The sequence below is a fragment of the Streptomyces sp. NPDC051677 genome, assembly GCF_044453465.1.
Taxonomy (GTDB): Bacteria; Actinomycetota; Actinomycetes; order Streptomycetales; family Streptomycetaceae; genus Streptomyces.
The window spans coordinates 1-9,675 of the sequence record NZ_JBITCT010000047.1 but is presented as its reverse complement, the minus strand read 5'-3'; the positions used below and the strand labels follow the sequence as shown (position 1 = coordinate 9,675).

Here is a 9,675-nt window from a genome sequence, read left to right as displayed (position 1 = left end):
GTGAGAAGGCTTCGTCGGGCGGGCGTGAGGGCGCCTCGTCGGCCGGGCGTGAGAAGGCTTCGTCGGGCGGGCCTGAGAAGCCCTCGTCGGGCGGGCGTGAGAAGGCTTCGTCGGGCGGGCGTGAGGGCGCCTCGTCGGCCGGGCGTGAGAAGGCTTCGTCGGGCGGGCCTGAGAAGCCCTCGTCGGGCGGGCCTGAGAAGCCCTCGTCGGGCGAGTACGAGGAAGTTCCGTCGGCCGGGCACGAGGAGGCCGTGGGATGAGCACGCTCGCCAACCAGTTGGTGGTGGTCGAACGAGAAGAGGTGGCGCGGGGAATCCGCCTGCTGCTCGCCCAGCCGTTGATCACCGAGCGCGGTGACCCCGCCGCCTTCGAGGTGGTCCGGCGCCGCAAGGAGCCGCTGGCCAAGTGGTTCGACTACACCTGCGGCTGGAGCCTGGTGGTGGAGCCCCGGCGCGGCTACGCCCGGCTGCTCAAGGTCCGCCCGGACGCCGACGCCTCCCGGCCCGCCCTGCGTCCCCGCGCGGGCCGGGCGCCCTTCGACCGCCGCAGGTATGTGCTGTTCTGCGTCACCGCGGCGGAGCTGACGTCCGTTCCGATGACGACCATCGGGCTGCTCGCCGACCGTGTCGTGCAGGCCATGGCCGCCGACCCGGCGCTGGAGTCGTTCGACACCACCAGCCGCCGGGAGCGGATGGCCTTCGTGGACGTACTGAAGCTGCTGGAGTCCTACGGCGTGCTGGCGGTCGTCGACGGGCTGACGGAGTCCTTCGTGGACACGGCGGAGGCGAAGGTCCTCTACCGGGTGGACGTCACGCTGCTGATGCGGCTGCCCGCCGCGCCCGTGGGGCCGTCCCGGCTGGGACTGCCCGCGCAGGAGGTGCCGGGCCGCTTCGAGGAACTGCTCGCCGAACTGATGCGGGAGCGGCGCTACGGCCCGCCGCCCGCCGCGCAGCCCACCAGCACGCGCACAAGCACGGGCACGGGCACAAGCACGGGCTCCGGCTCGGGCACGGGCATGGCCGACGAGGCGTTCGTGGTCTCCGGGACCCGGCGGAACCTGTGGCTGCGGCACTCCGTACTGCGCCGCCTCTTCGACGATCCGGTCCTCTACCGCGAGGACCTGACCGACGACGAGCTCGCCTATCTCGCCTCCCCCACGGGGCGTCAGATCGTGCGGCGCGCTGCGGAGCAGGCCGGACTCGTGCTGGAGGAACGCGCGGAGGGCTACCTCCTCGTCGACCCCGACGCCGTCGCCACCGACTCCAGGTTCCCGGACGACTCCTCGACCGCCCGCGTCGCGGCGCTGCTCCTCCTCGAACGCATCGCCGACACGCCCGGCGGCGCGACCCCCGAACAGCTCGCGGCGGCGGCGTCCGAGCTGCTGCACCGCTTCCCCCGCTGGGCGAAGGCCTACCAGGCAGCCGAAGGGGCACGCCGGCTGGCCGACGACGCGGTGGCGGTGCTGCGCGACTTCGGACTGGTCCGCGACACCGGCGACCGGGTCGTAGCCCGCCCGGCCGCCCACCGCTACCGAGTCGCGGACACCACGACCACCACCACGACCGCCGTCACGACCAGCACCACGACCGCCGTCACGGCCGCCACCACGACCGCCGTCACGACCAGCACCACGACCGCCGTCACGGACGGCGGCCCCGACCGCGGCCTCGACCCCGAGCGCGACTTCGACCGCTCCTACTCCGGGGAAGGAGGCCCGCGGTGAGCGTGACCGAACTGCCGGTACGCGGCACGGACCGGCCGACGGACGGCGCCCCTCCCACCCGGGCCCGCTGGCAGCCCGTCCGCGCCGGAATCCTCAACGTCTGGCGGTACTACGACGAGACGTTCACGTTCCACCAGGGGCGCCTGCTGCTGCGCGGACCGAACGGCACGGGCAAGTCGAAGGCGCTGGAGCTGCTGCTGCCGTTCCTCTTCGACGCGAACCTCAGGCCCCACCGGCTGTCCACCTTCGGCGGCTCCGAGCGCACCATGCACTGGAACCTCATGGGCGAAGGCGCCACCGGCAAGACCCGCGTGGGATACGTGTGGATGGAGTTCGGCCGGGCCGACGGCGCATGGTTCTCCTGCGGGGCCCGGCTGCAGGCCAGCGTCCACACGAGCGGCGTCCAGACCGACTACTTCACCACCGTCCGGCGCCTCGGCGACGGCGCCGACAACGTCTCCCTGCTCAATGAGGCGGGCCAGCCCCTCACCCGGGCCGCGCTGGCGGACGCCCTGGAGGGCCACGGCGAGATCCACGCCACGGCCGCCGACTACCGGTCCACGATCCGCCGCACCCTGTTCGCCGGCCTCGGCGAGCAGCGCTACGAGGCGCTGATCACCGCCCTGCTCCAGCTCCGGCAGCCCAAACTCTCCGAGCGGCTCGACCCGTCCCTGCTGTCCACCCTGCTGTCCAAGGCCCTGCCGCCGCTCGGCGAGACGGAGATCGGGGAACTCGCCGAGGGGTTCGAGCGGCTCGACCGGCAGCGCGAGGACCTGAAGCGGCTCGACGAGGAGGTCACCGCCGCGGCCGCCATCGCCGACCGGCAACGCGGCTACGCCCAGCGGGTGCTGCGCGCCGCCGCCGCACACCTGATCTCCGCGACGACGGACCTGGACAACCGGGCCCGGACCGCCCGGGAGAGCGCGGAGCAGCACCGACAGGCCCTGCACGACCAGGAGGTCACCGGGCGGCGCAGGGCGGAGCTGAGCGAGCGGGTCGAGGAACTCGAAGCGGCCGTCCAGGGCCTGGTCGACAGCGACCTCTACCAGCAGGGCAAGGAGCTGGACCAACTCCGCCGCCGCACCCAGGACACCGCGCAGACCGCCCATCGACTGCGCGCCACCGCCGACGACCGGCAGCGCCGGTTCCGCGCGGACGACGAGCAGGCGGACGCCGCCGTCCGACAGGCCGAGGAATACGCCCACCACGCCCGGGACACCGCCGAGGACGCCGAGCGGACGGCCCGCGTCGTGGGCATGGAGTCGGTGCACGCGGAGCTGCGCGCCGCCCTCGCCGACGCTCCCGGCGCCGACGATCCCGCGCGGGAGGCGAACCGGGTCCGTCAGGTCCGTCATCTGCTGCGTGGAGCCGTCAAGGGCCGGCGCGACCAGATGGCGGCCGTCCGGGAGGCCGTCGAACGCCATGAGCGGGCCGTGGGCGACCGCACCGCCGCCGAGACCGCCCTGGACGGCGCCCGGGACGGCCTGGCCGAGGCCATGACCCGTCGCGACGAAGCGGCCCGTGAGTGCGCGCAGGCCTTGCAGGCGCAGGCGGAGCTGCTCCGGGAGTGGGCCGCCGGATGTGTGGAGCTGCGGATCGACGACGTCGAGGAACTGGCCGCGCGAGCCGCCGTCGAAGCGGATGTGCTGGCCGTCGTGGAGCGTGCCGTACGCGCCCAGGACCAGGCGATCACCCAGTCCGAGACCCGGTTCCGGACGGCGCGGGAGACCGCGCTCGACCACCGCGAGCGGACTGTCCGCGCCGTCGAGGCGCTCACGGCACAGACCGACCTCCCGCCGCCCGCCCCGCCGTACCGCACCACGGACCGTGCCACGATGGAGGGCGCGCCCCTGTGGCGGCTGGTGGCCTTCCGCGACGGCGTCCCCGAGGACGTCCAGGCCGGCGTCGAGGCGGCGCTGGAGGCATCGGGACTGCTCGACGCGTGGGTGAGCCCCGAGGACACGATCGAGCTGGCCGGGCACGACACCTTCGCGGCGCCCGCCTGGGCGACACCCGCACCGGGCCCGTCCCTCCTCGAAGTCCTGCGCCCCGAAGAGGACAGCCCGGTGTCCGGCGACCGGGTGGCCCGGCTCCTCGCGGGCATCGCCTACGGAGACCAGCTCCCCCACTGGCACACCGCCGCCGTCGCGGCGGACGGCAGCTGGCGGCTGGTAGCGGCCATCGGCACCTGGAGCAAGGACGCGCCCGCCCACATCGGCTCCCTCGCCCGGGAACAGGCCAGAGCGCGGCGCAGCGCCGAACTCACCGGCCGCCTCACCGAGCTGAACACGCACCTCGCGTCGCTCGACGCGCGGCTGCGCGCCCTGCGCGAGAGCCGCTCCCGGCTCGACGCCGACCTCGCGGCCCGCCCCCGGCACCGCGAGCTCGACGAGAGACGGCGCCGCTGGGACCGCGCGGAGGAGGCGGTCGGAGTACGGGACGACGCCGTCCGCGTCGCGGTCAAGGTGCTCGACGGGCGGGAAGCCGACGTGAGCCGTTGCCTGCGCACGCTCGGCAGGCTCTCCTCGGAACACGCCCTGCCCACCGAGCGGGGCCGACTGAACGAACTGTCCGCCGCCGTCGACGCGTTCGCGGACACGGCCGACGCATGGGCCGACGCGCACCTGCACTGGGCCACCGCCCTCGGCCGGGCCGCGGCCGCGCGAAGCCAGGCCGAACGCTCCCTGGAGGCAACGCAGGAGAGCCAGGCGGAGGCCGACCGGGCCGAGACCGAGGCACGGGCGCTCGCCGCCACCCTCCAGGCCGTCGACAGCTCGGTCGGCGAGGACTTCCGCCAGATAGCGGCCCGCATCGGCGAGTTGAGGCAGGACGCCCGCCGCAGCCGCGAGGAGATCACCGCGAGCGACGGCGAACTGAGCCGCCTTCAGCACCGTATCGGCGCGCTGGAGGCGACCATGGCCGAGGACGTCCGGCGACGCGACGACGCCACGGCCACGAGAGACGCCTCGGCGCTCCGCTTCCGCCACCTGTGCCTGCTCGGCCTGCCCCAGGACACCGGCGCCCCGCCGGAACGGGCCGCTCTGCACCTGACCGCACAGGACGGCGCCCGCGCCACGCTGTACGCGGCCCGCGAGATCGCCGCCGAGTGGCCGAACCTCGCCCACGAACCGCGCAACCTGGGGGACGCCGTCCAGCGCCTGTCGGAGGCGGTCCACCAGGCCCGTCAGGTCCTCGGCCGCCGCGCCGACCTCGACCTGGAAGCCGACGAGGACGTCCAGATCTTCACCGCCACGATGGACGGCGCCCGGACCGGCGCGACGGGACTGCTCCACACCCTCACCGCCGAACGGGACGGCAGCCGCGAGGACATCACCGTCGCCGAGCGGCGCCTCTTCGACCAGACCCTCACCGGGGACACCCGGCGCCACCTGGCCTCCCGGATCCGTCAGGCGGGCGAACTCGTCGACCGCATGAACGGCCACCTGCAACGGGTCCGTACGGCGTCGAACGTCTCCGTCCAACTGGTGTGGCGCATCCACCCCGACCTCCCGGCCGGCACCCAGACCGCCCGCACGCTCCTGCTCAAGGAGCCCAAGAACGTCACCGACGCCGACCGCGAGGCCCTGCACGCCTTCTTCCGGGCCCGCATCGAAGAGGCGAAGGCCAGAAACACGGCGGCCACCTGGGAGGAACAGCTCGCCGAGGTGCTCGACTACACGGCGTGGCACCAGTTCGTGGTCCGGCTCGACCGCGCGAACGGCGCCGGATGGCAGGTCCTCACGAAGAAACTCCACGGCGCCCTGTCCGGCGGCGAGAAGGCCATCGCCCTGCACCTGCCGCTCTTCGCGGCCGTCGCCGCGCACTACGAGGCCGTACCCGAGGCGCCTCGGCTCATCCTCCTCGACGAGGTGTTCGTCGGCGTCGACGCCGCCAACCGCGGCCAGATCTTCGCCCTGCTCGCCGCACTCGACCTCGACCTGATGCTCACCTCGGACCATGAGTGGTGCCACTACCGCGAACTCTCCGGCATCGCCGTCCACCAACTGATCACGGGAACGGACGGCGACGACGCGGTGACCAGCGCCCGCTTCGTGTGGACGGGGACGGGCATGCAGCCGGACGAAGGAAGCGGAGCAGACGAAGGCAGCGGAGCCGACGAAGGCAGAGGTACAGGGGACCTCGGGACATGAGCACGCCCCCCGTCCCCCCTCACCTCGCCGAGCCCCGCCTGCGCCCTCTCTGGCAGGCGGTGCACGACCGCCTGTCCTCCGGCCGACCCGTCACCGGGGTGCGCGTAGGCCCGCTCGACGAGGACGAACGGGAGGCTCTGGCCGACCTCCTGGGCATGGACCGGCTGCCCGACCAGCGGCCGACCGTGCGCCTCGCCCGGCTGGAGGACGCTTTGGCCGAGGCCGGCGCCGGCACCGTACGGGACCTGGTCGCGCAGGTCATCGGCCCGCTCGGCGACCGGGACGCCGAACGCCGGCGCGACGAGGAGGAACGGGCCGCCCTGTGGGCCTGGTTGGCGGATCACGACACCGTGCGGGCCCAGCCCGCGCTGGCGGAGTGGACCGCGTACTGCCGTGCCCAGGGGCTGGTGGACGGCTCCGTCGCCCGCACCCGCGACCTGCTCACCGCCGCCCTCTCCGTGCTCGCCGCCCTGCCCGCCGAGGGCGAACCCCTGCCGGTGTTCGCCGCCCGCACACGACACGGCGACCCACACGCCCTGGACGACGGCACCCGCCTCTCCACCCTCGTGCTGCGGGCCCTGTCCACGCTCTACGGCGCCCCCGTGCCCGACGGCTCCCCGGGGCGGCGCGCACTCTGGTCCCGGGCCGGCGTCGCCGACGACGAGCTGTCCACGACGGTCCTCGCCGCCGGACTCCGCCCGTCCGGCGAGGGCACGCTGAGCCGCCTGAGCCGCATCTGCGCCGAGGCCGGCCACGCCGTCTCGCTCACCCTGGCCCAGCTGAGGTCACCGGGCGACTTCCACTTCCCCGCCCGACCCGTCCACATCACGGAGAACCCGAGCGTCCTCGCCCTGGCACTACGCCGCTTCGGCGCCCACTGTCCACCCATGGTCTGCACCTCGGGCTGGCCCAACAGCGCCGTCGTCCGCCTCCTGCACCTCCTCGCCGCGGAGGGCGCGACACTGCGCTACCACGGAGACTTCGACGGCGAGGGCGTCCGCATCGCCGCCCACGTCATGCACAAGACCTCCGCCGTCCCCTGGCGCATGTCCACCCACGACTACCTCACCGGCCTCACCCACACCCCGCACGGCCCCGCCCCGGGCCGCCTCACCGAGGCCCCCTGGGACCCCGCCCTCACCCCCGCCATGGCGCGACAGGGAAGGGCCCTGATGGAGGAAACGGTGGCGGCCCCTCTCCTCGACGACCTCTCCCGAGAACCCACCCACCCCTGAGCACCTGCGGATTTGTTAAGACAGCACCCCTCGCGCGAGGCGGCCGCTTCCTGACAGGCTCGGGGGCGTGACGTACGTAGTGAGCGTGGACACCTGCATCCCGCAGGGCACTCCGGAGATGGACCCGCTGCAGCGCGCCGGCGCCGTGGCGCTCATCGAGGACGCCTTCAACTCGGTCAGGTCCGTCGAAGGCCCCGACGGCGTGGAGGTCGACCTCGTCGACACCATCGTGGCCGTCCATCCCGGAGGCGCCTTCCTCAAGGTCATCGTCGACGCTCCGGCGCTGGAGTTCGCCGAGGACTCCGTGCAGGCGCTGGTGGACGAACTGCTGGAGCGCACGGAACTGCTGGCCGACTGGACGATCGAGCGGTGCGAGGTCGAGCTGCACCAGGACCTGGCCAAACAGAGCCTCGACGCCGCCGACGGCCCCGACGCCCCGCCCGACGACCCCGCCGCCCGCAAGGCCCGCCACACCGAGACACCAGCCCCAGAAGGCGCCGACGAGCCCCACGCAGTCGAGGCGAAAGCCGCAGCCGTACGAACCCGAATGCTGAAGTCGGCCGACGAACTCCGCGCATTCCCCCTGTCGATGTTCGGCGCACCCGACGGAGACGGGGAGGCGGACGGTGAGGGGAAAGACGGGAAAGACGGGAAAGATGGGAAGGAGAGGAAAGAGACGACCGTGATCCCCGCGGAGAGCGCCAGACTCGCCGCCGGCGCCCTTGTCTACGCCACCGACATCCTGGTGGACGAACTCTTCGAAGACGTACAGGTCCTGACGCAGGAGGACGCCACCGTCGCGGAATGCGAGGGCCCCTTGTGGCACCTGGAGCGCCTTCCCGACCGCTACGCCCTCCAGTACGACGCCCGCTTCGCCCGCCGCTTCCTGGTCACCACGATCGCCATGACCACCCGCTTCACCGACGGCAGCTTCCAGCGGCTCAGCTGCGTGGCCGAGGAACTCGCCCTGCGCTTTCTGCTGAGCGAGACGACCACGACCCTGGAGCTGCACGGACTCCTGGACGACGACGTCTCGGCCGCGCTGGACGCGTTCGCCGCCAACGTGTACGAGGACAAGGACCACGAGTGGCTCTACGACGACTCACTGGACGCCTTCGACGAAGCCCCGGCGGGCGCGACTCTGGGAACCGCGCCCATGGCGTTCAGGTCGTGGTTCACCCCGTTCCACGAGGGCAGACACGTTCACCCGTCCGCAGCGGACGAACCCGAGGGGGCGGCCCAGTGAGGGCCACCCGGCCAACGTCCGCTCACTCCTGCGGCCGGCGGATGTTGACCATCCACGGAACGCCGAACCGGTCCGTGCACATGCCGAACACGTCCCCCCACATCTGCTTGGCCAACGGGACGGACACATATGCCCCGGCGGACAGCTTCTCCCAGTAGCCGCGCAGCTCGGCATCGTCGTCCCCGCTCACACTGACGGAGAAACTGCTGCCGGGATTGTGCTCCATGCCGGGCGGCACGTCGGCGCCCATCACGGTGAACCCGCTCGACGTCTCCAGCAGCCCGTGCATGACCTTGTCGGCCTCCGGCGCGTCCGGTTTGCCGAAGTCGCCGTAGGTGTTGAGCGTCAGAGTGCCGCCGAAGACCTCCCGATAGAACTCCAACGCCTGCCGGGCGTCACCGTCGAAGCTGAGATACGGATTGAGCCGCGAGGCCATGAATTCCTCCCAGAATGCACCAATTCATTGAACCAAGCGAAGATTAGGGAGATTGGGCGCAAAAAGAACAACGGCACGCCGACCACCACACCCTCCTCAACCGCTGTCCGCACCGCCGTCGGCCGATGACGGCACGGCGCGCGGACGCAGGACCATGAGCGTGTCTTCCAAGGCCGCCACCATGGCAAAGGGAAACCGGTCGAGCTCAAGACAGAGGGCGACGTCATCAGGATGGACTCCTTGACGCACCCCCTCCGCCAGCTCGACTGCGGCGCGCGACCCGGCGGCGCGACTGAGGAAGCCGGCGGCATCCGTCCCGGCCTCGGTGGCTCTCCGGGCGATGTACTGAGCGCACGCCAGATCCTCATCCGCCCGCCCGCCCTCGCCGGTGACCACGAACGTGACGCTGTCGCACGCACGTGTCCGCAAGAGCCGCGCCGTTGCCTCCGCCACCACGAAGCCGGCGCACAGCACCAGCGACGCCTCCTTGACCGCAAGGGCGCCCACCGTCCCTGCCGTGGTCTTCTGCACAACGGTCCGTCCACCGAGGTCGACAGACCGCAACAGACCCGGCGAATTGACGGCGTCGAACCCCGGCGCGGCCGGCCCGTCTTTGAGCGCCACCCAATCCGGATGCCGAGCCTTGAGCGCCAGGGCGTCGTCCAGCGACTCAGCAAGAACGATCTTTTCCGCCCCCTGCGCAAAAGCCCAGGCAGCCACGGTGAAAGCACGCATGACGTCAACCACGACCGCCACAACCGGGGCGCCGACCAACTCATCCATGCCAAGGAGTAATTGTCAAGACTTGTGGATCAGTTGAGGTGGATCACGCTGCGAGGGTCTTGTCTCGTTCGACGAGGAGGCCGTTCTCGAAGCGGGCGCCA

At 72.3% G+C, this 9,675-nt stretch carries 6 protein-coding genes and 1 pseudogene; 5 read left to right on the top strand and 2 right to left on the bottom strand.

The genetic code is table 11. From position 1 onward, the window contains the following. The 5 genes and pseudogenes from ACIBAF_RS38850 to ACIBAF_RS38830 all read left to right on the top strand — a co-directional run. A pseudogene (locus ACIBAF_RS38850) lies at window positions 1-260 on the top strand (hypothetical protein); the annotation flags it as partial. Then, window positions 257-1,723 (top strand): TIGR02678 family protein, encoded by a 1,467-nt coding sequence (locus ACIBAF_RS38845; protein WP_399469707.1) that lies wholly within the window; start codon window positions 257-259, stop codon window positions 1,721-1,723. The pseudogene ACIBAF_RS38850 and the gene ACIBAF_RS38845, both read left to right, overlap by 4 nt. Continuing rightward, complete coding sequence (locus tag ACIBAF_RS38840) at window positions 1,720-5,874, top strand: TIGR02680 family protein (protein WP_399469705.1); 4,155 nt, start codon at window positions 1,720-1,722, stop codon at window positions 5,872-5,874. The genes ACIBAF_RS38845 and ACIBAF_RS38840 overlap by 4 nt, the downstream gene beginning before the upstream one ends. Then, window positions 5,871-7,109 carry a TIGR02679 family protein gene (locus tag ACIBAF_RS38835; protein ID WP_399469703.1) on the top strand — a complete coding sequence of 413 codons (1,239 nt, stop codon included), beginning with the start codon at window positions 5,871-5,873 and terminating at the stop codon, window positions 7,107-7,109. Before ACIBAF_RS38840 ends, ACIBAF_RS38835 begins: the two co-directional genes overlap by 4 nt. 67 nt (window positions 7,110-7,176) lie before the next feature. Beyond that, the gene (locus tag ACIBAF_RS38830) at window positions 7,177-8,355 is read left to right on the top strand and encodes a hypothetical protein (protein ID WP_399469701.1); all 1,179 of its coding nucleotides are present in this window, start codon (window positions 7,177-7,179) and stop codon (window positions 8,353-8,355) included. A 22-nt stretch (window positions 8,356-8,377) separates the two neighbouring features. On the opposite strand, the gene ACIBAF_RS38825 is transcribed toward ACIBAF_RS38830, so the two are convergent. Then, window positions 8,378-8,791: a VOC family protein gene (locus ACIBAF_RS38825; protein ID WP_399469699.1), complete on the bottom strand. Its 414-nt coding sequence runs from the start codon at window positions 8,789-8,791 to the stop codon at window positions 8,378-8,380. A gap of 96 nt (window positions 8,792-8,887) precedes the next feature. Further along, window positions 8,888-9,574 (bottom strand): 2-phosphosulfolactate phosphatase, encoded by a 687-nt coding sequence (locus tag ACIBAF_RS38820; RefSeq protein ID WP_399469697.1) that lies wholly within the window; start codon window positions 9,572-9,574, stop codon window positions 8,888-8,890. Between the last annotated feature and the right edge of the window lie 101 nt (window positions 9,575-9,675).